21 protein-coding genes are annotated in these 26,757 nt (G+C 67.5%); 10 read left to right on the forward strand and 11 right to left on the reverse strand.

The window, feature by feature from the left end:
- Positions 1–107 precede the first annotated feature (107 nt).
- The gene (locus GGQ93_RS03420) at positions 108–461 is read left to right on the forward strand and encodes a helix-turn-helix domain-containing protein (RefSeq protein WP_054766704.1); all 354 of its coding nucleotides are present in this window, start codon (positions 108–110) and stop codon (positions 459–461) included.
- Positions 462–463: 2 nt separating this feature from the next.
- Here the strand turns inward: GGQ93_RS03420 and GGQ93_RS03425 are convergent, their stop codons facing one another.
- Genes GGQ93_RS03425 through GGQ93_RS03440 form a run of 4 tightly spaced genes read right to left on the reverse strand, consistent with a single transcriptional unit; the run spans position 464 to position 2,107 of the window.
- Positions 464–820, reverse strand: coding sequence for a hypothetical protein (locus tag GGQ93_RS03425; RefSeq protein WP_224764398.1), 357 nt, complete (start codon positions 818–820; stop codon positions 464–466).
- A gap of 16 nt (positions 821–836) precedes the next feature.
- Positions 837–1,286, reverse strand: a complete 450-nt coding sequence (locus tag GGQ93_RS03430; RefSeq protein WP_224764399.1) for a hypothetical protein — start codon at positions 1,284–1,286, stop codon at positions 837–839.
- A gap of 12 nt (positions 1,287–1,298) precedes the next feature.
- Positions 1,299–1,631, reverse strand: coding sequence for a hypothetical protein (locus GGQ93_RS03435; protein WP_183215122.1), 333 nt, complete (start codon positions 1,629–1,631; stop codon positions 1,299–1,301).
- Positions 1,632–1,660: 29 nt separating this feature from the next.
- Positions 1,661–2,107, reverse strand: coding sequence for a helix-turn-helix domain-containing protein (locus GGQ93_RS03440; RefSeq protein WP_182714180.1), 447 nt, complete (start codon positions 2,105–2,107; stop codon positions 1,661–1,663).
- A 146-nt stretch (positions 2,108–2,253) separates the two neighbouring features.
- Here GGQ93_RS03440 and metK point away from each other — a divergent pair, with 146 nt between their 5' ends.
- Complete coding sequence (gene metK, locus GGQ93_RS03445) at positions 2,254–3,459, forward strand: methionine adenosyltransferase (protein WP_183215123.1); 1,206 nt, start codon at positions 2,254–2,256, stop codon at positions 3,457–3,459.
- A gap of 4 nt (positions 3,460–3,463) precedes the next feature.
- Here the strand turns inward: metK and GGQ93_RS03450 are convergent, their stop codons facing one another.
- The 6 genes from GGQ93_RS03450 to GGQ93_RS03480 form a co-directional block, all read right to left on the reverse strand.
- Positions 3,464–4,732, reverse strand: coding sequence for a pentapeptide repeat-containing protein (locus tag GGQ93_RS03450; RefSeq protein WP_183215124.1), 1,269 nt, complete (start codon positions 4,730–4,732; stop codon positions 3,464–3,466).
- Positions 4,733–4,785: 53 nt separating this feature from the next.
- Complete coding sequence (locus GGQ93_RS03455) at positions 4,786–5,415, reverse strand: bifunctional diaminohydroxyphosphoribosylaminopyrimidine deaminase/5-amino-6-(5-phosphoribosylamino)uracil reductase RibD (RefSeq protein WP_183215125.1); 630 nt, start codon at positions 5,413–5,415, stop codon at positions 4,786–4,788.
- Positions 5,412–6,125, reverse strand: coding sequence for a 2,3-bisphosphoglycerate-dependent phosphoglycerate mutase (locus GGQ93_RS03460; RefSeq protein ID WP_183215126.1), 714 nt, complete (start codon positions 6,123–6,125; stop codon positions 5,412–5,414). Before GGQ93_RS03460 ends, GGQ93_RS03455 begins: the two co-directional genes overlap by 4 nt.
- A gap of 207 nt (positions 6,126–6,332) precedes the next feature.
- The gene (locus GGQ93_RS16225) at positions 6,333–9,857 is read right to left on the reverse strand and encodes a methyl-accepting chemotaxis protein (RefSeq protein WP_224764400.1); all 3,525 of its coding nucleotides are present in this window, start codon (positions 9,855–9,857) and stop codon (positions 6,333–6,335) included.
- A gap of 83 nt (positions 9,858–9,940) precedes the next feature.
- Positions 9,941–11,320 (reverse strand): OprO/OprP family phosphate-selective porin, encoded by a 1,380-nt coding sequence (locus GGQ93_RS03475; RefSeq protein ID WP_183215127.1) that lies wholly within the window; start codon positions 11,318–11,320, stop codon positions 9,941–9,943.
- A gap of 142 nt (positions 11,321–11,462) precedes the next feature.
- Entirely contained in the window at positions 11,463–12,818 is a 1,356-nt protein-coding gene (locus tag GGQ93_RS03480; RefSeq protein ID WP_311734577.1) for a dicarboxylate/amino acid:cation symporter, read from the reverse strand.
- Between the two features lie 239 nt (positions 12,819–13,057).
- Here GGQ93_RS03480 and GGQ93_RS03485 point away from each other — a divergent pair, with 239 nt between their 5' ends.
- Both GGQ93_RS03485 and GGQ93_RS03490 read left to right on the forward strand, forming a co-directional pair.
- Positions 13,058–14,899 carry a sensor histidine kinase gene (locus tag GGQ93_RS03485; RefSeq protein WP_224764401.1) on the forward strand — a complete coding sequence of 614 codons (1,842 nt, stop codon included), beginning with the start codon at positions 13,058–13,060 and terminating at the stop codon, positions 14,897–14,899.
- On the forward strand, positions 14,899–16,236 hold the full coding sequence (locus GGQ93_RS03490) for a sigma-54-dependent transcriptional regulator (protein ID WP_183215128.1): 1,338 nt from the start codon (positions 14,899–14,901) through the stop codon (positions 16,234–16,236). The genes GGQ93_RS03485 and GGQ93_RS03490 overlap by 1 nt, the downstream gene beginning before the upstream one ends.
- A gap of 3 nt (positions 16,237–16,239) precedes the next feature.
- Here the strand turns inward: GGQ93_RS03490 and GGQ93_RS03495 are convergent, their stop codons facing one another.
- Positions 16,240–18,738, reverse strand: coding sequence for an ATP-binding protein (locus tag GGQ93_RS03495; RefSeq protein ID WP_054766716.1), 2,499 nt, complete (start codon positions 18,736–18,738; stop codon positions 16,240–16,242).
- A 196-nt stretch (positions 18,739–18,934) separates the two neighbouring features.
- On the opposite strand from GGQ93_RS03495, the gene rpsT reads away from it, so the two are divergent.
- The 6 genes from rpsT (at position 18,935) to gyrB (ending at position 26,695) form a co-directional block, all read left to right on the forward strand.
- Positions 18,935–19,204, forward strand: a complete 270-nt coding sequence (gene rpsT, locus GGQ93_RS03500) for a 30S ribosomal protein S20 (RefSeq protein WP_054766717.1) — start codon at positions 18,935–18,937, stop codon at positions 19,202–19,204.
- A 504-nt stretch (positions 19,205–19,708) separates the two neighbouring features.
- Complete coding sequence (dnaA, locus tag GGQ93_RS03505) at positions 19,709–21,121, forward strand: chromosomal replication initiator protein DnaA (RefSeq protein WP_224764402.1); 1,413 nt, start codon at positions 19,709–19,711, stop codon at positions 21,119–21,121.
- Positions 21,122–21,317: 196 nt separating this feature from the next.
- On the forward strand, positions 21,318–22,436 hold the full coding sequence (gene dnaN, locus GGQ93_RS03510; RefSeq protein ID WP_183215130.1) for a DNA polymerase III subunit beta: 1,119 nt from the start codon (positions 21,318–21,320) through the stop codon (positions 22,434–22,436).
- Positions 22,437–22,575: 139 nt separating this feature from the next.
- Entirely contained in the window at positions 22,576–22,980 is a 405-nt protein-coding gene (locus GGQ93_RS03515; protein ID WP_183215131.1) for a hypothetical protein, read from the forward strand.
- A 4-nt stretch (positions 22,981–22,984) separates the two neighbouring features.
- Positions 22,985–24,115, forward strand: coding sequence for a DNA replication/repair protein RecF (recF, locus tag GGQ93_RS03520; protein ID WP_183215279.1), 1,131 nt, complete (start codon positions 22,985–22,987; stop codon positions 24,113–24,115).
- Between the two features lie 144 nt (positions 24,116–24,259).
- A complete protein-coding gene (gyrB, locus tag GGQ93_RS03525) occupies positions 24,260–26,695 on the forward strand; it encodes a DNA topoisomerase (ATP-hydrolyzing) subunit B (protein WP_183215132.1) in 2,436 nt (811 codons plus the stop codon).
- Positions 26,696–26,757: the final 62 nt, after the last annotated feature.

Genomic DNA, 26,757 nt, shown 5'->3' on the forward strand with positions numbered 1-26,757 from the left:
TTAGACTCCCATTCTGAGTACGTACCATCCCTCTAATGCAGAGCTTTGGCTTGACGGCATGGAGGATTTCGGGCCTGACGGCCTCTAATATCGTTCCGAAGGTTGTTATGAGCGACGCAGTAGACCCCGTTGACATCGCGATCGGCGCCCGCATCCGCGCCCGCCGCGAAGAACTCCGCATCACCCAGGCCCAGCTGGCGGCCGGCGCAGGCGTGACCTTCCAGCAGATCCAGAAGTACGAGCGCGGCGTGAACCGTGTCTCGGCTGCGCGTCTGCTGCAGATCGCCGCCGTGCTGAAATCGACCGGCGCGGCCCTGCTGGGCGAACTGGACACCGCCGAGGGCGACGATCTGGTTCTGGCTCAGCCGGGCGTATCGGAACTGCTGTCGGCCTTCCGCGCCATCGGCGACGGCGACAAGCGCGACGCCCTCCTGGTGGTGGCCAAGGGCCTGCGCGGCTGAGATCAGAGCGGCGGCTGCAGCAGTCGGTTGACCGCCGCCCCCTGCCCCGCGCCGACGGCGAAATCCGCCAGCCAGATCTGGACGGCCTCCAAGGCGCGGGCGTCCAGACTGTCCGAACGGCCGGAGTCGGCGATGTTCTGACGGACGATCTCCAAAAGACAGGCCGCCTCGGTCGCGCTGGACGGCGCGTGTTTCAAGAGGCGGGCCTCGGCCTCCACCATCGGCCCCAGGTCCAGTTCGGCCAGCAGATTGTCGTCGCTGGCGGCGACGCCAGCCGCTCCAAGGGTGTCGGCGATGCGGGCGGTCTCGAACCACGATCGAAAGAGCGGCATGAAGGCCGGGGCGGTCGAAGCGGTCACTGATACAGTTCCTTCTTTAAAGCGAAAGCGCGCGGCGTTCTTGACTAGGACGGGTTCGCGCATAGGGGGCCGCATTGGCCTCCCACACGCCGAAGATCGCCAGAAGCAGCAGTTCGAACCAGACCACCATCCGGGCCGAAACCATCGACCACATCAGGGGTTGGGACGCGCCGAGCGCGGCGAAATGGGTCGATAGAGCGATCAGTTGTGCCCCGGCCGCCAACATCAGCCACCACCGTTGATAGACGAGCGCCAACCCCGTCAGCAGGCCGAACATGCCCAGGGAGAGGCCCGCCACCGCCCAACGGAAGCTGCCGATCGTGAGGTGATCCAGGATCGGAGAGCCGAACTGGAGGGCCAGGAGGCCCGCCAGAACCAGCCGCTCCGGCGTCCGACCCTTCCAGGCCAGCAGCGCCATGGCGCCGTAGGTCAGGGCTTCCAGCAGGATCGAGAGGGGCGAGCCCACCGGCGGGACCGATCAGGCCGCGACGGAAAGAACGGGGGCGACGGGATTGCCGGTCTTGTCTTCGCGCGTGCCGTCCAGGTTCCAGCCGATCTGATGGTCCTCGGCGACCTTGGCCAGACCGTCATGCGCCGAAATGACCGCGCCGCGCACCTGAGCCAGTTGGCTGAGGCCCTGAACCATGTCGGCTAGGACCGCCTGGCCCACTTCTGCGGCCAGATGCGCCTCAGCACGGCTTTCCAGGGCCGTCTGGACCAGTCTGCAGACCTCGATCATCGCCCTGTCCACGGCGTGTTCGGTCGTTCGGATTTGTCGCGCCACCCTGACGCCGACCTGAATATTTCTCATGGCTCGCCCTCCTGCTCAAAGCCGCTGCGTCAGCGCACCGCTTCGGGGGCGATCCGGTCGAACAGGGATGGAAGCACCATGCCCGCCGTCACAATCCCGATGGCGAGCAGAAGAGCGATGGCGGAACCCGCGACGATGATCCCCAGCCGCGCGACGACCCCACGGGGCGGAGCGGGAAGGAACCAACCGGCATCCCCGGCGGCTTCCGCATCGCCGGACTGTTCGGCCGACGCCGGGCCAACTGAGCCGTCTTCCGTCGCTTCGGGAATGAGTATCGAATGCCCTGAGTAGCCGTTACTCAGCCGGCGCGCGGCCAGCTTGCGGTCCGAAACCCCCAGCTTGCCGTAGGCCCGGTGCAGGTGGTTGCCCACCGTGCGAGGCGAAATCCCCAGACGCGCGGCGATTTCCTTATCCTCCAGTCCCTGGCCCGCCAGGCGGACGCATTCCCTCTCTCTCGGCGACAGGTTTTCGGACATCACGCGCTCCCCCGTCTGTCATAACGGATTTCCGCGCCTCGGCCAGACCGGGGTCTCGGATATAGCTGGGCAAGAGTCAGGACATCACTTGAACATATAAGCATATGTTTATATGTCTTCACGCCTGACACTGACAGGAGCCTCTCTTGGCCGCTCGTTCCTCCTTCCTCTTCACCTCGGAAAGCGTGTCCGAAGGACACCCGGACAAGGTCGCCGACCGTATCTCCGACACCGTCGTCGACGCCTTCCTGTCCAAGGACCCTGAGGCCCGCGTCGCCTGCGAAACCCTGGTGACGACCCAGCGGATCGTGCTGGCCGGCGAGGTCCGCGCCACCCAGCCGGGCAATACCAAGGAACAGAACGAGGCCTTCACCCAGTCGATCATCGACAGCCTGGAGCCCCTGGTTCGCGCTGCGGTGAAGGACATCGGTTACGAGCAGGACGGCTTCCACTGGGCGACGGCCGACTACGCCTGCCATCTGCACGCCCAGTCGGCCGACATCGCCGTGGGCGTCGATTCGACCAATGAGAAGGATGAGGGCGCAGGCGACCAGGGCATCATGTTCGGCTACGCCTCGAACGAGACGCCGGAGCTGATGCCGGCGACCCTGCAGTACAGCCACAACATCCTGAAGCGCCTCGCCGAGGTGCGTCACGCCGGCGGCTCGCTTCTGGAACCGGACGCCAAGAGCCAGGTCACGATCGAGTACGAGGACGGCAAGCCCAAGCGCGCCGCCTCCATCGTTCTTTCGACCCAGCACGCCAAGGGACTGACCTCCGCCCAGGTCGCCGACATCGTCAAACCCTATATCCTCGAAGTCCTGCCCGAGGGCTTCACCGACGAGAACACCGTCTGGCACATCAATCCGACCGGCATTTTCGAGATCGGCGGGCCGGACGGCGACGCCGGACTGACGGGACGCAAGATCATCGTCGACACCTACGGCGGCGCAGCGCCCCACGGCGGCGGCGCCTTCTCGGGCAAGGACCCCACCAAGGTGGATCGTTCGGCCGCCTACGCCTGCCGCTACCTGGCCAAGAATGTGGTGGCGGCGGGTCTGGCCGATCGCTGCACCATCCAGATCTCCTACGCCATTGGGGTCGCGGAGCCCCAGTCGATCCACGTCGATCTACACGGCACGGGCAAGGTGTCCGAGGCCGTGCTGGAAGACAAGCTGCTGGGCCTGATCGGCGGCGCGACGCCGCGCGCCATCCGCCAACATCTGGGGCTGAACAAGCCGATCTACGCCCGCACGGCCGCCTATGGCCACTTCGGCCGCGCGCCGGACGCCGACGGCGGCTTCAGCTGGGAAAGGACCGATCTGGTCGATCAGTTGAAGGCCCTGGCCTGAGACCTCAGCCGGCCTGATCCTCCAGGGTCAGGCCGCGCACCCCCGCCAGATTGGCGCCCGTCAGATCGATCTGGCGGGTCTGGGCGCCGTGCATGACGGCGCGGCCCAGATCGGCGCTCGCCAGCACCGCCCGACGCAGATCCGCGCCGGACAGGTCGGCGCCCCGCAGATTGGCGCCGGTCAGGTCCGCCGCCAGCAGCCGATCGGCCCCGATCAGCAGCGGCCCCAGTTGCGCCCCGCGCAGATCCGCCCCGCTCATCTTGGCGTTCTTCAGCCGCGCGCCGCGCAGATCGGCGCGGTAGAGTCGCGCCGAGCGCAGGTCGGCGTTCTCCAGATGGGCGCCCTGAAGCTGCACCCCCTCCATGTCCAGGCCGTAGAAGACCGCGCCCTTGGCCGACAAAGCGGTCAGGTTCAGGCCGGTGATCGACTTCAGCGGGCGCAGATCGACACCGTCGAAAACCGAGGGCTGCCCCTCCGTCCCGCCCGTCTCGCACCAGCGGGCGTGTTCGCGCAGCATTTCCGCCGCCGGCATGCGATCGACCGAGGCGCCGGCGGACCGGTCGTCGGTCAGGGTTCCTTCCATATTGGCGCCGTCGGCGCGCCACATCGTCATCTTGCAGCCCACCAGGATGGCGTCGCGCATGTCCGCCCCCGACAGGTCCGCGCCCGACAGGTCGGCTCCAGCCAAGTCCGCGCCGCGGAAATCGGCCTGTTTCAGATTGGCGCGGACCATTTTGCAGTCCTTCATCACCGCGCCCGAGAAGTCGGCCTTGATGGCGATGACGCCCGACATGCGCGAACGCTGCAGATTGGCCCCGGCTAAACAGGCGCCCATCATTTCGCTTTCCTGGCGCTGACGCGGTTCAATGACCTTAAACCCCAGTTTGGCGTCGGCGGCGGCGATGGTGCCTTCGCGCAGATCGGCCTCGAACAGGTCCGCGCCCGACAGGTCGGCCCCGCGCAGACAGGCGCCGCGCAGATCGGCCCGACGCAGGCTGGCGTCCGCCAGGACGACGTCCTGCATGTCCGCGCCGAAGAAGTTGGCGTTGTCCAGCCTGGCGCCGGTCAGGTCGCAGTTTTCCAGACAGGCGGCGGCGAAATCCGCATCGGCCAGATTGCGACCCCTGAGGCTGAGGCCCGAGATGTCCATCCAGGCGAAGACGGCGCGGGCGCCGCCCGGGCGGGCCTGGAACAGGCGGTCGTGCCGGGCGCAGATCACGTCCAGTTCCGCCTGAGTCAGGCGCTTGCGCACGATGGGTTCAGCCGCCTGCATTCGATCAGCCTAGGCCCGGCTGATTTAAGAAAGCCTTTAGCGACAGTCGGTTGTCACTCGGTCAGCAGGCCCTGGTCGCGCAGGGCGTCGGCCAACTCCCCCGACGAGGTCCAAAGGCGCGTATAGCCCGCCTCCCCCAGCCGCTTCAGCTCAGTGACCAGGTCGGCCTTGGGCGAGGCGACGAAACGGCCGTCGAAACCGGCGCCGTCCTTGCTGACCCGCACCAGGGGCCGGCCGGTTTCCAACCGGTGCAGAAACCCCTCGCACAGGGCCGCGCCCTCCTCGCACATAAGGCCCGTTTCGACCGTCAGCCCCTCGGCGCGCAGGCGTTCGGTGCCCCGGCCGGCCGCAAAGGGCGACGGGTCCAGACAGGCGATGACGACGCGCGCCACCCTGGCCTCGGTCAGGAAGTGGGCGCACGATTTGCGGCCGGAAGAACGCGCGCCGCAGGGCTCCAGGGTGACATAGACCGTCGCGCGCTCGACGTCGGGTCCGGCGGCGGGGACCGCCTGCTCCTCGGCGTGGGGACGGCCGCCGGGGGCGGTCGCGGCCTGGGCGATGACCCGCCCGTCCTTGACGATGACGCAGCCGACCGCCGGATTGGGCCAGGTCTCGCCCATGCGGCCCGTCGCCAGGTCTATGGCCTGGGCCATGAAGCCGCGGTCGGCGTCGCTCCAGCTCATGGCAGGGTCGGCAGGGTTTCGGCGCGATCGGCGTCCAGATAGCGGGCGGCGGTCGGCTTCAAAGCGAGGTCCAGCTGAATCTCCAGCGGATTGCCGGTGGGAATTTCGACCCCGACGATCTGATCGTCCGGCACGGCGAACAGCAGTTTGACGATGGCGCGCAGGGAGTTGCCGTGGGCGGCGATCAGCACGTCCTCGCCCGCCTTCAGACGCGGCGCGATCTCGGCGTCCCAATAGGGCTCCACCCGGTCCAGGGTGGTCTTCAGGCTTTCGGTGTCCGGGATGGCCTTGCCGGCGTAGCGGGGGTCGGCGTTGAAATCGAACTCGCCGCCCGGCGCCAGAGGCGGCGGCGGGACGTCATAGCTGCGTCGCCAGATCTTGACCTGATCCTCGCCGTGCTTCTCGGCCGTCTCGGCCTTGTTCAGCCCGGTCAGGCCGCCGTAGTGACGCTCGTTCAGCCGCCAGTCCTCGATCACCGGCACGTCGGTCAGGCCGGCCGATTGCAGGGCCAGGGCGCCGGTGCGCTTGGCGCGTTTCAGCACCGAGGTGAACATGACGGCGGGTTTGAACCCGGCCTGGGCGATCAGCTCGCCGCCCCGACGGGCCTGGGCCTCGCCTTCCGCCGTCAGATCGACGTCCACCCAGCCCGTAAAGCGGTTCTCGAGGTTCCACTGGCTCTGGCCATGGCGGAGCAGGATCAGGCGCGGCATTCGACGGTCCTTTGCAAACAGTCTGTCCGGGTAAGCCGCCGTCATGAGCCGGTCAAGGTTTTGACGCAGGTGCGCAACCGACCGCCTTGTCCGCCGATCGTCGGATGGATAGGGTTCGCCTATGTCCGATCGTCTGTTCTTCCCCTTGGCCGGCGCCGTCGTCGTGATCCTGACGGCCCTGGCCCTGGTCTGGCCTTAAGCCCGCCGTCAGAACAGGATCTTGCGCAGATTGATGCGGAAGACCCGGCCCTGGGGGTCCAGATAGTCGCGCTGATAGTTGACCGGGGTCGAACCGTCGCTGCTGGTCACCGAGACGCGGTCGTCGAACAGGTTCTGAACCCCAACGCCGACGCGGGCCCCCTTCAGGAAGGGGAAACGCTCCACCAGTCCCGTGCGTTGGGTCAGGTCGGCGAAGGCGAACAGATTGACCGTCGTGCGGTCCGAAAAGTCCAGGTCGGTCGCGCCGGGACCGTCGCCGTTCACCGTGGTGCCCGAGCGCCAGTTGGCGTTGACGAAGGCGCCGTAGCCGTTTTTGAACACACCGGTCTGAAGCTGGACCTCATGGCGCGACTGGCCGCCCGAGCCGGAGATGGAGTCGCCGCCCAGCAGGTCCAGGGGCGCCAGGCCGTCGCGGATCACGACCTCGTCCTGCACCCGCCAGGTGTGGGTCAGCGACAGGTTGAACATGCCCTGGCCCGGCTGCATGCCCGGCCCGCGCGAGCCGCGCAGACGGCCGCCCCCCGGACCACCGGGCCCGCCGGGACCGCCGGGTCCGCCGCCCATCCGGATCACGCCGCCGCCAGGGCCGGGGCCGCCCGGGCCGCCCCCAGGCCCCCGCTGGCCTGCAAGCGCGGGATTGGCCTTGCCGAAGGGCCGCGAGAAGTTGAAGCCCCACTGGACGTCCTGCTGGTCGCGCTTGGCGAAGTTCAGCGGCCGGGCGTCGATCGAGACCAGGTCGCCGTCGGCGTTACGGACGAACCGCTCCGGCAGGGCCGCCTCCAGGTCCGGGGTGATGGCGGGAAAGCTGGCGATCTCATTGTCGATCTCGGTGCGGGTATAGGCCAGGTTCAGCCGCAGATCGGTCGCTGACAGGGGCTGCCAGTTGACGCCCAGCTTCAGGATGCGTCGATCCTCCGCCTTCAGATTGGGATCGCCGCCGCTGATCTGGGTGATTTCGACGGTCTGGTTGGTCGCATAGTCGAAGACCGGAGTATTGGGCGTGGCGATCGTCGGATCGTTCAGCTGCTGCACCGTAGGGGCCTTGCCCTCGTCCGAATAGTTGGCCGACAGGGACAGCCGCTCGACCGGCGACCAATTCAGGCCGCCGCCGATGCTGGAGACCCCGCCGAAGTCCGACAGCTCCTGATAGGCCAGGTTCATATTGGCCGACAGATCGCCGATGCCCGCCAGGACGCCGCGATCCACGCTGGCGATCGGCAGGTCGAAGTTCGCCTGGACGCTGCCCAGGTCGCGCGACTGGGAGCGGTCTGTCGCCAGGCCGGAGCGGACGCTTTCGGAGTCCAGCGCCTGATGCTCTCCGCCGAACTTGAAGGTGGTGGTGATCCCGCCGGCAGGCAGCTCCCAGGCCGTGCCGTTCAGCACCACCTCCCCCTCCAGCGATTGGGAGATCGACTGGGCGGTGTCGCGGCGCACCGGCCCGACCGCGCTGGTTAGATCGCTATAGGGGTTCACCGTCGTGTCGCCGGCGGCGATCCGGGCCAGGAGGTCGTCGTCCTCGACCCCTCGGCCGGTGACGGTGTCGGTCCGGGTGCGGCTGTATTCACCGGTCGCGGTCCAGCGCCAGTCGCCCAGATAGCCGTCGAACACGGCGCCCAGTTCGGCGCTGCGCGTATTGGTCTGGCGGGTCAGGGCCTGGGGCAGGTCCAGATAGCGATAAAGGGTCGCCGCATCGCCTCCCGGCGACCAGGGATTGCCGTCCGGCAGGGTCAGGGTGACGCCCGGCAGGCCCAGATAGCTGCGGCTGGCGCTGTCTTCCAGACTGCCGCTCAGGGTCATGCCGACCTTGTCGTTCAGATCGTGCTTGTAGGTTCCCGCCACCGAGGCCTCGGCCGAACGCGGCAGCACATTGATTTCTTGCAGGCCCGTCGCCTGCTCCTTGGCCGAGGCGGCGATCTCGACCACCAGGGCGCTGATGTCGTTGACCTGGGCGGCGATGGCCTGGAGGGCCGAGCCGGCCTCGCTGACCAGGCGCACGCCGTTCTCGACCTCGGCGCCGGAGCTGTTGATCAGGGTCTTGATCTCCTTGGCGGCCTCGGCCGAACGCTGAGCCAGGGCCCGGACTTCCGGGGCGACGACCGCAAAGCCGCGACCGCTCTCGCCCGCCCGCGCCGCCTCGACCCCGGCGTTCAGAGCCAGAAGATTGGTCTGGAAGGCGATCTCGTCGATGACGCCGACGATCTGGCTGATCTGACGCGAGCCGTCTTCGATCTTCTGCATGGCTTCGACAGCGTTCATCACGACGGCGCCTGACGCTTCCGCGCTCTGGCGGGCGCCGCTCGTGACGACGGCGGCCTGGCTGGCGCCGTCGGCCGTCTTGCGGACCGTGACGGTGATCTCGTCCAGGGCGGCGGCGGTCTCCTCCAGGCTGGCGGCCTGTTGTTCGGTGCGACGCGACAAGTCGTCAGAGGCCTGGCTGATTTCACTTGCGCCGCTGTCGATGCCGTGGACCGAGCCCAGAACGCCGGTGACCGTCTCTTCCAGACGGGCGATCGAGCGGTTGAAGTCCGTTTTCAGAACCTCGCTGCGCGGCGGGAAGGGCGCATTGATGCGGTAAACGAGGTCGCCTTCGGCAAGGGCGTGCAACCCCTTGCCCAGGTTTTCGATGACGACGGCGTTTTCAGCCGCCTCCTGGGCGGCGGCGGCCTCGCGGCGGCGGCGCTCGGCCTCGGAGTCATTGCGCAGGGTGTCGGCTTCCTGTTCCAGCGTCTTGGCGCGCAGGCCGTTATCGCGAAACACCTGCATGGCCTGGGCCATGGCGCCGACCTCGTCCTTGCGGTCCGTGTCGGGAATGGCGACGTCCAGCTTGCCTTGGGCCATGATCGACATGGCGCCCGTCATGCGCCGCACCGGCGCGACCATCAGGATTGACAACTGGACGCCCAGGAAGACGGCGGCGACGATCAGGATCAGGCCGCCGACGGCCAGGGCGATGAAGGAGGCGGTGATGGCGGACGACTGCTGGGCGTCGCGCAGATTCATCCGCTCGATCTCCATGTCGCGCAGATCGCTGATGGCTTTGGTGATGTGGGTCACCCGGACGCGATCGCCGGAATCCACCAGGACCCGCCGCGCCGCATCGATGCGCGCGGGATCAAGCGCAGCCTCGGTCAGGGGCGTGCCGAACTCGGTCCGCCAGGCGGCGGCGTCGGCGCGAGCCTTCTGCACCAGGGCGGCTTCTTCGGGCGTCAGATCGGCGGCGGCCAGGGCGGCGCTCGACTCTTCGAACTGCTCCCACCCCTTTCGATAAACCCCCAGATAGTCTTCGTTGCCCGTCAGCAGCACGCCCCGCATCTGCGAGTTGAGGCGGATGACGCCCTTTTCCGCGACATGGGTATGTTCGATGATCGCCTTGCTTTCGGCGTTCAGCCGCGCAGCAGTCCGCATCTCCGACAGCTGAAAGAAGACCGCACCGATCATGGCTGCGGCGACCGTCAGCAGAAGGGCGAAGGCGATCGCCAGTTTCCGCTGCATCGGAATATTCTTCAGGTTCATCGGACTGTCCCGGAGAGTTGGTGGGGCGGGGAAAGCCCGGAGCGGCGGGCCGCTCCGGGCTATGTTGTCTAGCTGAGCAAACCTTAAAAAGCCGTCTGGACGCGGACCGTGGCGGTATTGCCGCTGTCGTCGCCCAGGAAGGTTCCGGTGCGGTTGTCGACCGACCAGGCGCTCCAGTGGGCCGAGACGCGCGTATTGTTGGTCGGGTACCAGTTGACGCCCAACAGCCAGCTGTCGCCCTCGCCGCCCGTGGCGATGTCGCTGTAGTCGGCCTGATCGTACCGCCCCACGATTTCGACGGCGCCGTAGCCGTCGGCGCCGAGCGGATTCAGCACCTTGGGACGCGCCCAGGTGCCCGTCTTGGCCGACAGCGGCGGCTTTTCACCGGTCAGGAAGAAGCCGGCCGAGACGCTGTAGGCGTCCTGATCATAGTCGCGCGCCGCCGTTTCCAGCACCCGCCGACCGCCCTCGGCCATCAGCCAGCCCGAACCCTGGACCCCGCCCAGTTCGAGACCCAGACCCTTGCTGCCCTTGGGATCGGCGTAGACGCCGCCTTGGAGCCGCAGATTGTCGTTGCCGCGGGACGAGACGACCAGGCTGCGCGACGCCACCGAGGCGTTCGGCGTCAGGTCTTCGACGAAGCCCCAGCCGCCGAGGTGCAGATGGCCGGCGTCCGTCTTGAACGGCGCCCAGTGGGTGCGGGCCATGACAGTGACCGAGTCATTGGTCGCGCCGCTGCTGATCGCATCGCCCGTCACGGACAGAGAGGCGTGCCAGACGCTGCCGGTCAGCTTGGACGAGACGCCGACCCCATAGGCGCCCCGTTCCGGGCCGATGGTGGAGACCATCAGGCTGCGCTCGAGGAAGGGGGTCATGTCCTCGGGCGTGCCGCCTTCGACGCCGCGGTCGTTCAGGCGCTGGCCCATGGAAATTTCGAGATCCCGGCCGCCCCATTTGGTGCTGTAGGCCATGAAGGCGTTGGCGACGCTGACGGCGTTGTCGGCGATGTCGCCTTCGATCCAGTAGCTGAAGCCGCCGGCGATCTTGCCCTGGGCGCCCAGACGCAGCCCGCGCAGTTCGGTGGTGGTCAGGTTGCGGCTGTCGTAGTCCGAGCCGAAGGTGTTGGACAGGTCGGCGGTGACGCGGATGCGCGGCTTGAAGGTGAAGGCGCCGTCGGGGCTGCGCATCTCGGGCAGGCCGCTGGACCAGTCGGTGGTGGAGACCGGCGCCGGCGCGGCGGCGGTCTGGATCACAGGACGTGCGGCGGCCGGGGCGGGGGCGCCGGCGGCCGCAGGAGCCTGCTGGGCGGCGGCCTGAGCTTCCAACTGTTCGAGACGGGCCGAGAGCGCCTGGACCTGGGCGCGCAGGGCGGAGATTTCGTCCGTCGAAGGCGACTGGGCGAAGGCGGAGGTGGCGAGCGCGGCGAGGCCGACGCCCGCCGCGAGGGTGCGGAGGCGTTTCATGAGAACCCCTGTAAACTTAGGATGTTAAGGAACGGCTGAACCGCGATACGCAGAACTGCGTAAACCGTGGCGGTTTTTTCAGCGGGTGCTGGGCGCCGTCGTCGCGGGGCGGAAAAGCCGGCAGCGACGGCGCCCAAGGCCGTCAGTCGGCGGTGACCAGATCCTTGTCGCCAGGGCCGGCGGCGGGATCGGGTTGGGCGGCGATCGGCTGGGCCGGGCCGTTCAAGGCCGCCGCCAGCGCATTCCGGTCCAGTTCGCCCTCCCACCGAGCGACGACGATGGTGGCCACCGCATTGCCGATGAAGTTGGTCAGGGCGCGGCATTCGCTCATGAAGCGGTCGATGCCCAGGATCAGGGCCATGCCCGCCACCGGGACGGTCGGAACCACCGACAGGGTGGCCGCCAGGGTGATGAAGCCGGCGCCGGTGATGCCGGCCGCACCCTTGGACGACAGCATGGCGACCGCCAGAAGCAGGATCTGCTGTTCCAGCGACAGATGAATGTTCAGGGCCTGGGCGATGAACAGGGCCGCCATCGTCATATAGATGTTGGTGCCGTCCAGATTGAACGAATAGCCAGTCGGCACGACCAGGCCGACCACCGACTTGGAGGCGCCGGCCCGCTCCATCTTGTTCAGCAGCGACGGCAGGGCGGCTTCCGATGAGGAGGTGCCCAGGACCAGCAGCAGTTCTTCCTTCAGATAGCGGATCAGCTTCAGGATGTTGAAGCCGTTCGCCCAGGCGACCAGACCCAGGACGCCGACCACGAAGATGACGGCGGTGATGTAGAAGGTGGCGACCAGGGCGGCCAGATTGGCGATCGAACCGATGCCGTACTTGCCGATGGTGAAGGCGAAGGCCCCGAAGGCCCCGATCGGCGCGGCCTTCATCAGGATGGCCACCAGTTTGAAGAAGGCGTGGCTGACCGATTCCAGGAAGTTCAGAACCGGCTTGCCGACATCGCCCACCATGGCCAGGGCCAGGCCGAACAGGACCGAGACGAACAGGACCTGCAGGATGTTGCCCTCGGAGAAGGCGCTGGCGAAGGTGTCGGGGATTATCCCCATCAGGAAGCCGGTGACGGTCGCCTCATGCGCCTGTTCCGAATATTTGGCGACGGCCCCGGCGTCCAAGCTGGCGGGATCGATGTTCAGGCCGTGGCCCGGCTGGACGACGTTGGCGATGATCAGGCCGACGATCAGGGCCAGGGTCGAGAAGGTCAGGAAGTAGGCGAAGGCCTTGGCCGCCACGCGCCCCACCCGGCCGATGTCGCTCATGCCCGCAATGCCGGTGACGATCGTCAGGAAGATGACCGGGGCGATGATCATCTTCACCAGTTTGATGAAGGCGTCGCCCAGCGGCTTGAGGCTCTCCCCGAAGCTGGGCCAGAAATGGCCGATAAGGGCCCCCGCGACGATGGCGGTCAGAACCTGAAAATAGAGATGCCGATAGAAGGGCCGAGGCGCGGTCGGCTGGGCGGCGGAAGGGAGCGCGATCACGGATGTCTCCTGTGGTGGCGGGACGGGCCCGCGGTTTCCTCGACGGCCCTCGCTGCTGTCGTCGAGGCGCCGAGACGACTGTCCCGCACGCTGGAACCAGGTCCAAACGCGATCGACGTTTGATATAGAGATCTGTAAAAACACGTTATTTTCGGAAAGCGCCTCTCGCAGGGCCATTTGCCGTGCGGCGTGTCGCACGCCGGACTCGCGCTATTGTGCGAAATATCGCACAATAGCGAATGAGCCTCTCTGCGGTCCGAGAATTTATCGAAAGATCGTCGAGTTTCATTTGGCGGCCATGGACCCTGCTCAGCCTGGGCTGGCTGACGGCGGGCCTTGTCTTCGCGGGCCTGGCGGGGGAGGCGGCGCGGCGCGACGCGACCCAGGAGTTGGCGCGCCAGGCGACGACAGGCGCCGCCCTCCATGCGGCCGTTCTACGCAGCGAGCTGGAGAAACAGCGCGCCATCCCCGTCGTCCTGGCCGAAGACCCGGATGTGGCGGCGTTGCTCGCGCGGCCCGCCGACCAGGCGGCCAAGGCGGTCGATCGCAAGCTGGAGCGACTGGCGGGTCAGACCCGCGCCGCCGTCATCTATGTTTTGGACGCGCAGGGGCTGACGCTGGCGTCCAGCAACTGGCGCGCCCCCACGAGTTTCGTCGGCGTCCGTTATGATTTTCGGCCCTATTTCATCAACGCCATGCGCGACGGTCAGGGCGAGTTCTACGCCCTGGGCACACGCAGCGGCCGCCCCGGCCTCTATCTGTCGCGCCGGCTGGACGCCGCCGACGGCCGCCCCCTGGGCGTGGTGGTGCTGAAGGTGGAGTTCGACGCCCTGGAGGCGCAATGGCGCAGCTCGGGCGAGCCGGCCTGGGTCGCCGACCCGGGCGGCGTGGTCCTGGTCGCCAGCGTGCCGGAATGGCGCTTTCGCGCCACCGGTCCGATGGACGAAGCACGGCGAAGGCTCAGCCTGACCGATCTGACCCTGCGTCCCGGCGCCCTGGCCCCCCTGCCCTTCCAGACGCCCCCCGGCGATCGGCCCCGGCTGGTGCGCGCCGCCGTCGGCGAGGCGCGGCCCCAGACCTGGATGCATGCCCAGACGGACACGGCCACGCCGGGGTGGACCCTGCATCTTCTGACGCCCGAGCGTGGCGCCGTCGGAACCGCCGTGGCGACCGCGCGCGGCCTGGCGGTTCTTACCGTCAGCCTGCTGGCCCTCATCGTGGGGGTGCTGCTGCGCCGTCGCCGGCTGGCTGTCCTTCGCGCCCGCGCCGAAGAGGAGGGCCGGCTGGAGCTGGAACGTCGCATCCGCGAACGGACCCACGAACTGCACGAAGCCAATCAGGCGCTCAACCGCCAGATCGAAGAGCGTCGCCGGGCCGAGGCCGCACGGGAGCTGTTGCGGGATGAACTGGTGCAGGCCAGCAAGCTGGCGGCCCTGGGCCAGATCGTGGCCGGGGTGGCCCACGAGATCAACCAGCCCGTAGCCGCCATATGGACCTACGCCGACACGGCCGTGACCCTGCTGGAACGGCGCGAGACCGACAAGGTCCTGGACGCCCTGCGGCGGATCGGCGACCTGACCCGCCGGATCGGCGCCATCACTCAGGACTTGCGCCTGTTCTCGCGCAAGGCCGCCCCGAACATCGATGAAATCCGGCTGGAGGACGCCATCCAGGGCGGACTGCAGCTGACCCGCGGCCGATTGGAGGAAGGCGGGATTCGGCTGGAGCGGATCGGATCGGGCGAGATCAAGGTCCACGCTGACCAGTTCCGGCTGGAACAGGTGATCGTCAATCTGATCAAGAACGCCGCCGAGGCCATGGAAGGGCAGGCGGACCCCCAGTTGGTCCTGACGGTCGAGCGCCGGGGCGAACGGGTGCGCCTGATCATCGCCGACAACGGCCCCGGGCTGGCGCCCGAAGTGGCCCGACAGCTGTTCACCCCCTTTGTCACCACCCGCTCCAACGGACTGGGGCTGGGCCTGGTCATCTGCCGTGACATCATCGCCAGCTTCGGCGGCGAGCTGGACCTGGCGCCCAGCGACAGGGGCGCGACCTTCGTCGCCGCCCTGAGGCCCGCCTGATGCAGAGCGCCGCCTCCCGCGCCGTCATGCTGATTGAAGACGACGGCGATTTCCGCCAGGCCCTGGTCGAGCGCATGACGCTGGAGGGCTATGAGGTGCGCGCCTTCGCCGCCGCCGAGCCGGCCCTGAAGGCCGTCGCCGCCGATTTCGACGGGGCGGTCGTGACCGATCTGCGCATGCCGGGCCTGGACGGCCGCCAGTTGCTGGCGCGGATTCAGGCCCTGGACCCTGCGCTTCCCGTGATAATGATCACCGGCCACGGCGACATCGCCGATGCGGTCGCCGCTATGCAGAGCGGGGCCTATGACTTCGTCGCCAAGCCCTTTCCGTTCGAACGCCTGCGCGACAGCCTGAACCGGGCGCTGGAGAAGCGCAGCCTGGTGCTGGACAATCGGCGGCTGACCGCCCTGGCGGCCGCCGATGGGGGCCATGAGCTGCCCCTCGCCGGCGCCTCTCCCGCCATCACGGCGCTGCGCGTCACCATCGCCCAGATCGCCGATGCGAAGATGGACGTGCTGATCGAGGGCGAGACCGGCGTCGGCAAGGAGGCGGTGGCGCGCGCCCTGCACAACGGCGGACGCCGCCGTGTCGGCCCCTTCGTCGCCGTCAACTGCGGCGCCCTGCCCGACGGGCTGATCGAGAGCGAGCTGTTCGGCCATGAGCTTGGCGCCTTCGCCGGCGCCATGCGGCGGCGCGTGGGCCATGTGGAGCGGGCCCACAACGGCTCGCTGTTCCTCGACGAGGTCGAGAGCATGCCGCTGGCGGTCCAGGTCAAGATGCTGCGGGTGCTGGAAGAACGCGAGATTCACCCGATCGGCGCCAATGAGCCGCGGGTGCTGGACCTGCGCATCCTGGCCTCGGCCAAGATCGACCTGGGCGAGGCGGCGCGACGCGGCGTCTTTCGCGAAGACCTCTTCTATCGCCTGAACGTCGTGCGGCTGCGCGTGCCGCCGTTACGCGAACGGCGCGAAGACATTCCGTTGCTGTTCGCCCACTTCCTGCGCCGGGCGGCCGACCGTCAGGGGCTGGATGCGCCGGAGGTTGACGACGGGGTGCGCCGTCGTCTGCTGGAGGAGGCCTGGCCCGGCAATATCCGCGAACTGGCCCATTTCGCCGAAAGGGTGGTTCTGGGCCTGGAGGACGGTCGCGCCGAGGCGACGTCGGATCTCAGCCTGCCCGACCGTCTGCACCGGTTCGAGGGCGAACTGCTGCGCGACGCCCTGGAGACCCACCGGGGCGACATCGTCGCCGTGCTGGAAGAGATGCGGATTCCGCGCAAGACCCTCTATGACAAGCTGCAGCGGCACGGCCTGAAGCCCGCCGACTTCCGCCGCTGACCGTCAGGCCGCGGCCGGCGCGTGCGACCGTTCGGCCGAACCCATGACCGCCGAGAGACCGTCGATAAGGCCGGCGAAGGTGATCGGCTTGGACAGATGGCCGTCGGCTCCCGCCGCCCGCCCCGCCTCCACATGTTCCGGCATGGCGTTGGCCGTCAGCATGATGATGGGGGTGCGTTTTCGGTTGTCCTGGCGTTCCAGGGCGCGGATGGCGGCGGTGGCGGTCAGGCCGTCCATCACCGGCATCTGCATGTCCATCAACACCAGGTCGAAGGGCTCGCGCCGGACGGCCTCCAGCGCCTGACGCCCGTCCTCGACCACGACCAGTTCGGCCGGCGTCTCGGCCAGCATGATCTCGATGACCTTGCGGTTCGCCGGATGGTCGTCAGCCAGCAGAACGCGCGCGGGGAAGGGGAAGTCGTCGCTCCTCGCCGTCTCCGCAGGCGCTGACGCCGACGCCTTGACGCGCGCCAGGGGCAGTTCGAACCAGAACTCGGCCCCCTCGCCCGGACGGCTGCGGCACTCCAGCCCCCCGCCCATCAACTCGACCAGATCGCGCGAGATGGACAGACCCAGGCCGGTGCCGCCAAACCGGCGGGTGATCGAGCCGTCCGCCTGCTGAAACCGGCCGAAGATACGGGCTTTCTGCTCCTCGTCGAAACCGCAACCGGTGTCCTTGACGGTGAAGCGCATCCGCTCGGCGTCGACCGCAGACGCCGTCACCGTGACCGAACCCGTCTCCGTGAACTTCAAGGCGTTTGAGATCAGGTTCGAAAGGACCTGACGCAGACGCACCAGATCGCCCTCGACCGGCCCTTCGGCCGCCGGTCCGACCTCAAGGCGCAGGGCGACGCCCTTCTGGTCTGCGGAGGGTCGATAAAGGGCGGCAACGCCGCGCACCGCCTCGCCCAGGTCGAAGACCGAACGCTCCAAGGCGATCTGTCCGGCCTCGATCTTGGCCGAGTCGAGGATGTCGGACAGCAGCCGCTCCAGCGTCACGCCCGAGCTTCGGATCACCTCGACCATCTCGCGCTCGCGCGGCGCCAGCCGGGCGCGGGTCAGGGCGTCGGCCATCGCCACCACGCCGTTCAAGGGGGTTCGGATCTCATGGCTCATATTGGCCAGGAACTCGGACTTGGCGCGACTGGCCTCTTCGGCGCGACGACGCGCGACCTTCAGATCCTTGGCCTGGCTGGCCATCCACAGCACGGCGGCGAGGGCGGAGAGGACGAAGATGACGGAGATGGCCAGCAACACGCCCTGCAAATGGGTGTTTGATCGCGCCGTCTCCAGCTGGGCGCGGCGCTCGGTCAGCTGTTGCTGCATGTCGCCCGTGACCTGACGAATGCCGTCGCTGAAACGACGGGCGTCGGCGACCCGATCTTCCTGCATGTGGCGGCGAAGCTTGACGAAGGCTTCCGAGGCCCGCCCTTCGGCGAACAGGATTTCAGCCTCCACATGGTCGATCTCGGACGCGGCCTCTCGCTGTGATTCTTCAGCTGCGCGACGACGGATTTGGACAAGGTCACGGCGCGCCGCCTCGATCTGGCCGGTCTGGGCCCGCGCGACGGCCCGCGACGGCAAGAGTTGCGAGGCGAGGAAGGACGCCTGCCCGAGATTTTCACCCAACGGCGCCAGACACTGAAGCACCCCGCCAGGATCATTCGCCGCTTCGAACGTCTGAGCGCACAGGGCCGCGTCGTAGACCGCCAAGTTGGGCAGACCGGACCGAACCGTCAGACGGTGGTGAATCTCGTAAAGGCTTTTCGCCCGATCAATGTCGCCCAACTGCGCCGACAGATAGGCCAGATTGTAGATGGCGTCGAAATCCGGACGAGGATAGTCGGGATTGGCGAGGTCGATCTCAAAATGGCCGAAGGCGGCGGTGGCCCCGTCGATGTCGTTCAACTGCATCAGGCCGATTCCGGTCATTTCCCACAGGCTGGCCCGCGCCGCCCGGGCATAGGGCGCCTCGTCTGGGATCAGGGCGTCGGCGTCCGCCAGCGCCTTCAACCCCTGGCCGATCTCATCCTGATCCATCAGCGCCACGGCCCACAGCCGGATCGCATGGGTCCGGGCGAACCAGTCCGGCTCCATGGCGGCGTGTTCGCGCATCTCTGCGGCGGCGGCGCGGTCGCCCCCGTCATAGCGAAGCGCCAGCCGGTTCAGATCGGCGATGCGGACATAGCGCTCGTCCCTCTGGTGGCGCGCGGCCGCAGCCAGGCGGTCGTTCCACAGCTGCGCCGTCTTGAACTCGCCCTGGTTCATGAAGGTCCAGACGACATGGTAGAGCCGTTGCAGGCCTTCACGATCATTGCGGCTCAGGGCGTCCTGACCGAAACGCTCCAGATCCTGAAAGCTGGCGGCGGCGGCGCGCCGTTCGACCGCCTGGGCCAATTCCAGCGGCGACCGCCCTCTCGTCTGGCTGGCGCCGGCGTCACCGGCCCCTAAAAGACTGGCGAGGACGAGCAGGAGGACGGCGATAGGCGTTGATCTGGGCATGCGGTTTCCGATTTGATCGGAAAATGGCCTGCATTTGGTTGAACAAGCTTTAGCGCCCCAGTGGGCGTTTATCCTTAAGCCCGTAAAATCAGACTCTGCGTTGACCGCCTACGGCCTTTCGGCTATAGGCCCGCCCTCTTGAGATTTCCGCGCCGTGGACGTGTGCTCCGCGGCGTTTTCCGTTCGAAGGTTTGACATGGCCAACAACCCCGGCGCCCGCAAGGCGATCCGCAAGATCGAAGCGCGGACCGAAGTGAACAAGGCGCGCCGTTCGCGCGTCCGCACCTATCTGCGCAAGTTCCAGGAAGCCCTGGCCGGCGGCGACGCTGCGGTGGCCAAGGCCGCCTTCATCGAGGCCCAGTCCGAACTGATGCGCGCCGTCTCCAAGGGCGTCGTTCACAAGAACACCGGGTCGCGCAAGGTGTCGCGTCTGGCCGCCCAGCTGAAGAAGCTTTCGGCCGCCTGACCCGTTAAGGGTTTTCCAGCATACGGAAGGGCTGTCGTCGTTCCGTTATGCCATTTGTTCGCGTTTTCAACGGCGAAGGAGCAGATGCTCCTTCGCCGTTTTGCGTTCCCCGGTTAACTCTCTTTACGCACGAATACGGAGTCCGGCGCGTCGGTCGGACGAATTTCCCAAGCAGGATTAGCGTTTGACGGAGTCAAACAATTTAACTGCGAATCAACCAACGAATCAGCGTTGACCCGACCGGCGCGCCGCGTAAGTTTTGGGCTCTAACGCACTTCCATCCCAACACGGATGAAGACGGCGCGGGACGATAGTTTCGCGTTGGCGGGAGATGTCTGTCCAGGAGTTCGGCCCCGCCCGAAAAGCATCGCTTTTCGGGGCTGGAGAAGTCGTCCCTGAACCATCGCCCTGAAGTGCAGACGATCGGATTGGCTTTTTGGATTGGGTGGCGGAGCGATGGTTGGGGGTGCGATGGCGGCGGCGAACGGCGTGGACGGATCGAACATGACGGATCCGAACCGCATCTGGAACGAGGCCTCGTTGCGCCTGAGGGCCGAAATCGGCGACGGCCCCTTCTCGTCCTATATCGCCCCCTCGGCCGTGCGGATGGATTCCGCCGGTCAGCTGATCCTGGTCACCCCCACCGCCTACGCCCGCGACTGGGTTCGCAAGAACGCCCTGCGGCGTATGAACGAGCTGTGGCTGGGCCTGGACCGGCTGAACCGCCGGCTGGACGTCCGCTGCCGCGCCGAAGTGGGCTCGGCGCCCCCGGCCTCGGCGGTGATCGGCGGCAATGTGGTGGACGCCACTCCCCGTCTGGCGGCCCTGGCCCAGCCCACCGTCGCCCCCGTCGCCGACGGCGCCCGGGCCGTGCGCGCCGCAGGCCTGCAGGAGCGTCTGACCTTCGACAGCTTCGTCGAAGGTCAGGGCAACGCCTTCGCCCTGGCCATCGCCAAACAGGTGGCCAGCTGGGCCGACGGCCACTTCAACCCCGTCTTCTTCTGCGGCCCCTACGGCTACGGCAAGACCCACCTTCTGAACGCCATCGCCTGGGAGGCCCAACGCCTGCGGCCCGAGGCCAAGGTGGTCTATCTGACCGCCGAACGCTTCCTGTCGACCTTCGTCAAGGCGATGCAGGACCGTTCGACCGCCGCCTTCAAGGAAAGCCTGCGCTCGGCCGACATGCTGCTGCTGGACGACGTCCAGTTCGTCGGCGGCAAGGCGAGCACCCAGGAGGAGCTGCTGTCGACCCTGACCGCCCTGATCGAGGACGGCAAACGGATCGTCTTCTCGGCCGACCGCGCGCCCATGGCCCTGACCGAGGTGGAACCCCGCCTGCGCAGCCATCTGTCCGCCGGCCTGACCTGCCCGGTCGAGGCGGGCGACCGGGCGCTGAAGATCGCCGTGGCCCAAAACCGTCTGAAGGCTCTGTCGGCCCTGGGCGTCGTCCAGGGGGAGGCCGCGCCCGAGGTGCTGGCCCAGCTGGTCGATCGCACCCCCGGTTCGATGCGCGAACTGGAAGGCGCGGTGAACACCCTGGCCGCCGCCGCCGGTTCCCGTCTTTCGTCCGTCTCGGTAGACGAGGCCTCAACCCTGCTGGGCGCCGCCCTGCGCGGCGGACCGGAACGTCGGATCACCGTCGACGAGATCCAGAAGACGGTCGCCGACCATTTCAACCTGAAACAGGCCGACCTGCTCAGCGAGCGCCGCACCCGTTCGGTGGCCCGTCCGCGTCAGATGGCCATGTATCTGTGCAAGCAGCACACCACCCGCTCCTACCCCGACATCGGCCGTCGCTTCGGCGGGCGCGACCACACCACCGTCCTGCACGGCGTGCGCAAGATCGAGGAGCTGATGGCCCAGGACGACCAGATCGCCCGGGATGTGGAGGCCCTGACCCGCAAGCTGCGGGGCTGATTTCGAGCGGCGAGCGGTCGGCGGCGAGCGGCGAGCGAATAGAAAACGTCTCGTCCCGCCGATTTGCCCCCAATATCCCTCGTCACTCGTCAACTAACCGCTCGCCACTTCCTTGCTCCTTGCGCCCAATCCGCTAGTGTCCAAGGCCCTTTATCGTGGCGCTCCAGCCTGAGTCGCCGCATCCGGGCGAGACGCTATGCAACTGACCATCGAACGATCCGCGCTCCTGAAGGCCCTGGGCCATGTGCAGAGCGTGGTCGAACGTCGCAACACCATTCCGATCCTGTCCAACGTCCTGCTCAGCGCGGGCCGTGACCGTCTGGCCTTCGCCGCCACCGATCTGGACATGGAGATGGTGGACGAGGCCGAGGCGACGGTGAACGTCGAGGGCCAGATCACCGCCCCCGCCCACACCCTGTACGAAATCGTGCGCAAGCTGCCGGAAGGCGCCGAGGTGTCCCTGACCTATTCGGGCGACGATCCCCGCCTGGTGGTCTCGGCCGGTCGGTCGCGCTTCAACCTGCCGGTCCTGCCGGCCGGCGACTTCCCGGTCATGTCGACCGACAGCGCCGGCGCATCCTACGTCATGCCCAAGGAAGACCTGGCGCGCCTGATCGACAAGACCCGGTTCGCCGTCTCGACTGAAGAGACGCGCTACTATCTGAACGGCCTGTATCTGCACACGGTGGCCGAGGCCGGCGTGCCCCTGCTGCGCGCCGTGGCGACGGACGGCCACCGCCTGGCCCTGGCCGAGACCCCGGCGCCCGACGGCGCGGCCGGCGGACCCGGCGTGATCGTGCCGCGCAAGACGGTGGACCAGGTCCGCCGCCTGCTGGACGACGCCTCCGGCCCGGTCGAGATCACCGTCTCGGCCCAGAAGATCCGCTTCCAACTGGGCGAGGCCAGCCTGACCTCCAAGGTCATCGACGGCGCCTTCCCCGACTATCTGCGCGTCATTCCGCGCGGCAACGACAAACAGGCCGACATCGACAACGCCCTGTTCGCCAAGGCCGTCGACCGGGTCGCCACCATCTCGGCTGAAAAGAGCCGGTCGGTGAAACTGGCCTTCGACAACGACCGGGTGAAGCTGACCGTCCGCAACATGGAGGCCGGTCAGGCCGAGGAAGAGGTCGAGATCGGCTATTCCGACGAGCCGTTCGAGATCGGCTTCAACGCCCGCTATCTGCTGGACGTCGCCGGCCAGATCACCGGCGAAAACGCCGCCTTCCGCTTCGCCGACCCGGCCTCGCCCACCCTGGTGCTCGATCCGGGCGATCCGGGCGTGCAGTATGTGCTGATGCCGTTGCGTGTCTGACGAAGGCCAAGCCCCGGTTCTTATAATCCGAAAAGCGCGATGGCGAACTGTCAGCGCAATCGCGATTTCGGCCTTCGGCCTTCTGATACAAGTCGGTGCATACGTCTGGGTAGCCAGCGTCATGGGGCGCAGAGAAGCAGTGCGCTTCTACACTGAAGAGCCATTCTATCTTGTGTTGCTGGCGTTCCCAGTATTGGTGACGATCTTCTTATTTGGAAGCTCGCTGAGCGCCCTATGGCGTAGCGACTTTATCAAGCTGACCGACAAGGGATTCAGCTTTCGGATAGGCTATCGCGCTCGGACCGTAAGATGGTCGGATGTGAAACAGTTCCGCTTCGAGCGACCGTCAGACAGTATGTACGCCTCAGTAGGCTGGGACCACCAAGACGACGCTTTTAACGGCAATCCTATCTGGGAAGGTTCCAAGCTAGAAGGAAAGCGGACGACAACGCTGGACTCTGACATCGGTTGGGGTTGGCAGGGCGGGTCGGAAGAAGTCAGTGCGACTTTGGAAGAATGGCGCCGTCGATACAGCGACCGCTGAGCGGATAGATTTGAGTCTGATTTCCCTCACCCTCACCGACTTCCGCTCCTATGCGGGCGCACGGCTGGAGCTCGCCTCCGGCCCGGTGGTGCTTCATGGCCCAAACGGAGCGGGCAAGACCAATCTGTTGGAGGCCGTCAGCCTTCTGACCCCCGGCAAGGGGCTGCGGGGCGCGACCGCCGCCGAGATGGGGCGGCGTGAGCCCGGCGAGGCGGTGGGCCGCGCCTGGGCCGTCATGGTCGAACTGGACGACGAGACGCGGCTGGGCACCGGCGTCCAGACGGCGGGCGCGGCGCGGCGCATCGTGCGGATCGACGGCGAGACGGCCCAACCAGGACGGTTGCTCGACTATCTGCGACCCGTCTGGGCGACGCCCGAGCAGGACCGGCTGTTCTCCGACGCCCGGGCCGAGCGGCTGAAGTTCTTCGACCGGCTGGTGTTCGCCGCCGATCCCGACCACGCCGCCGCCGTCTCCGCCTATGAGAAGGCCCTGCGCGAACGCTTGCGGCTGCTGAACGACGCACAGGATGGACGCGAGGCCGACCCCGTCTGGCTGGACGCCCTGGAGGCCCGGCTGGGCGAGGCCGGCGCGCGCGCGGCCCTGGCCCGGGTCGCCGCCCTGCAGGCGCTCCAGGCCGCCATCGACGCCCGCAGCGACCGTCCCTTCCCCCAGGCCGACCTGGGCCTGGACGGCCCCGCCGAGCAGATGGCCGAAGCCGGCGCCGAAGAAGACGAAATCGCCGCCGCCATCCGCGACGGCCTGGCCCGCGCCCGCGCCCGCGACGGCGCCGCCGGCCGCTCCCTGTTCGGCCCGCACCGCACCGACCTGACCGCCCTTCACCGCGAGAAGAACCGCCCCGCCGCCGAGGGCTCGTCCGGCGAACAGAAGGCCCTGGTCCTGAACCTGATCCTGGCCCAGATCAGCCGCCTGTCACACCAGTCGGCCCGCCCCGTCCTGCTGCTGGACGAGGCCCCCGCCCACCTGGACGAAGCCCGCCGCGCCGCCCTGTTCGACGAGATCACAGCCCTGGATCTGCAGGCCTTCATGACCGGCACCGAACGGGGCCTGTTCGCCGGTCTGGAGGGCCGCGCCCAGTTCGTCCGCGTCGCCGGCGGGGCGCTGGAGCGCGACTAGGAATCCACGCCGGAATTCCTCGCTTTTTCGCCGAAATTTCCTATATGTTGCGGGCTTCGACGCGGTGCGATCCCGTCGTCGATTCGAGGGCCCTGAGCGGCGCTCACTCCCCGTCCCGGTCGGGACTTCAGAGCCAAAGATTTCATGACCGATCCGATTGCCGAACAGCCCGAATACGGCGCCGATTCCATCAAGGTTCTCAAAGGCCTGGACGCGGTGCGCAAGCGTCCCGGCATGTATATCGGCGATACGGACGACGGCTCGGGCCTGCACCACATGGTCTATGAGGTGGTGGACAACGCCATCGACGAGGCCCTGGCCGGCCATGCCGACCTGGTCCAGGTCATTCTGAACGCCGACGGCTCGGTGACGGTGACCGACAACGGCCGGGGCATCCCGACCGACATCCACGCCGAGGAAGGCGTCTCGGCGGCCGAGGTCATCATGACCCAGCTGCACGCCGGGGGTAAGTTCGACCAGAACTCCTACAAGGTCTCCGGCGGTCTGCACGGCGTGGGCGTGTCGGTGGTCAACGCCCTGTCCGACTGGCTGGAGCTGAAGATCTATCGCGACGGCAAGCAGCACCAGATGCGGTTCGAGCGCGGCGACACGGTCAAGTCGCTGGAAGTCACCGGCACGGCGCCGATCCGCACCACGGGCGACAAGGCCGGTCAGCCCCTGAGCGGCACCGAGGTGACCTTCTTCCCCTCGATCACGACCTTCAGCCACATCGACTTCGACTTCAAGACGCTGGAGCACCGCTTAAGGGAACTGGCCTTCCTGAACTCGGGCGTGGTCATTCGCCTGGCCGACATGCGCCACGCCGAGCCGATCGACGTCACCCTGCACTATGAGGGCGGGGTCGAGGCCTTCGTGCGCCACCTGGACAAGTCGAAACAGCCCCTGCTGAAGGACGTCATCGTCATTCGCGGCAAGAAGGAGGGGATCGAGCTCGATCTCGCCCTGTGGTGGAACGACAGCTACCACGAGACCATGCTGTGCTTCACCAACAACATCCCCCAGCGGGATGGGGGCACCCACCTGTCGGCCTTCCGCGCCAGCCTGACCCGCGTCATGGGCGGCTATATCGAAAGCTCGGGCCTGGCGAAGAAGGAGAAGGTCGCCCCGACCGGCGAGGACGCCCGCGAGGGCCTGACCTGCGTCCTGTCGGTCAAGGTGCCGGACCCCAAATTCTCCAGCCAGACCAAGGACAAGCTGGTCTCCTCCGAGGTGCGGCCGGCCGTTGAGGCCCTGTGCTCGGAAGGCCTGTCCACCTGGTTCGAGGAACATCCGGTCGAGGCCAAGATGATCGTCGCCAAGATCATCGAGGCCGCTTCCGCCCGTGAAGCGGCGCGCAAGGCCCGCGACCTGACCCGCCGCAAGTCGGCGCTGGAAATCAGCTCCCTGCCCGGCAAGCTGGCCGACTGCCAGGAGCGCGACCCGGCCAAGTCCGAACTCTTCATCGTCGAGGGCGACAGCGCCGGCGGCTCGGCCAAACAGGCGCGCAACCGCGAGAACCAGGCCGTCCTGCCCCTGCGCGGCAAGATCCTGAACGTCGAGCGCGCCCGGTTCGACCGGATGCTGTCGTCAGACCTGATCGGCACCCTGATCCTGGCGCTGGGCACCGGCATCGGCCGCGACGACTTCAACGCCGACAAGCTGCGCTATCACAAGATCATCCTGATGGCGGACGCCGACGTCGACGGCGCCCACATCCGCACCCTGCTGCTGACCTTCTTCTATCGGCAGATGCCCGAGCTGATCACGCGCGGCCATGTCTATATCGCCCAGCCGCCCCTCTATAAGGTCTCCAAGGGCAAGCAGTCGCGCTACCTGAAGGATCAGGCGGAGATGGACGCCTATCTGATCGAGGAAGGCTCGTCCGAGGCCGAACTGGACCTGTCCACCGGCGAACGTCGCCTGGGTCTGGACCTTCAGGCCCTGGTGCGCGAGGCCAAGGCCTTTAAGGCCGGGGTGGATCGCCTGAGCCAGCGCGCGCCCGCCTTCGCCGTCGAACAGGCGGCCCTGGCCGGTCTGTTCACCGAGAACGCCGACACCGCCGAGGCGGCTGCGGCCGCCGCCGTCCGCCTGAACCTCTATGCCGAGGAGGGCGACGGCGACTGGACCGGCGCGCCGGGCGAACAGGGCGCCGTGATCTTCACCCGCACCCGTCGTGCGGTCCAGGAGACCATCGTCCTGGAAGAGACCCTGATCCGGTCGCTGGACGCCCGCCGTCTGGCCGAGCGCGCCGCCGCCTTCGACGGCGTCTTCACCGCCCCCGCCACCTACCGCCGCAAGGACAAGTCCACCACCATCCGCGGGCCGCTGGACCTGCTGAACGCAGTGCTGGACGCCGGCAAGAAGGGCCTGGCCATCCAGCGCTACAAGGGTCTGGGCGAGATGAACCCGGAACAGCTGTGGGAGACGACGCTGGACGCCAACGCCCGCACCCTGCTGCAGGTCTCGGTCGAGCACGAGGAAGACGCCAACGACCTGTTCGCCAAGCTGATGGGCGACGTGGTCGAACCCCGCCGCGACTTCATCCAGGAAAACGCCCTGGACGCCGCCGTCGACGTCTGACCCTCGGTCCCCTACCTCCTCATCGAAAAAAGCCGCCCCCGATCCTGCGATCGGGGGCGGTT

This window comes from Brevundimonas aurantiaca (assembly GCF_014199955.1).
GTDB classification, from domain to species: domain Bacteria; phylum Pseudomonadota; class Alphaproteobacteria; order Caulobacterales; family Caulobacteraceae; genus Brevundimonas; species Brevundimonas aurantiaca.